At 66.2% G+C, this 376-nt stretch carries 1 protein-coding gene; it reads right to left on the bottom strand.

Features of this window, described 5'->3' with window-relative positions; translation table 11 throughout:
• On the bottom strand, positions 1 to 376 hold a 376-nt coding region (locus HX873_RS31270), incomplete at both ends, for an FUSC family protein (RefSeq protein ID WP_177123832.1).

The raw sequence follows: 376 nt of genomic DNA, 5'->3' as shown, positions 1-376 counted from the left end.
GCTGTTCAAGCGCGTCAGCCGGCCATTGCGCCGACGCATGTGCGGGTCTTCGAACACGGTGATGCTGCGCAGCCCTTCCAGGCCCACGGCTTCGGCGATAAAGCGCACGTTGCTGCGTTCAAAGCCTTCGCGCTCGCTGCGACCGCGCAGGCCGTCGGTGACGAACAGCGCGAACACACCGAAGCGCTGGTACAGGGCGTTGCGCATCGCAGCGCTGGAGGTTTGCGGCAGGATCGCGGCGCTGACCAGCGTGGAGCAGACAATCCCCAACGAGATTTCCAGGACTCGCCACACCGCCGCCATAAACGCGCCGTCTGGATGGGCCAGGGCCGGCAAGCCAACCATCGCCGCGGTGTAGCCGGCCAGCACAAAACCG

This window comes from Pseudomonas sp. P7758, from assembly GCF_013386485.1.
Taxonomy (GTDB): domain Bacteria; phylum Pseudomonadota; class Gammaproteobacteria; order Pseudomonadales; family Pseudomonadaceae; genus Aquipseudomonas.
Note: the sequence above shows the minus strand (reverse complement) of the source record. Positions and strands in the feature narration are given on the sequence as shown.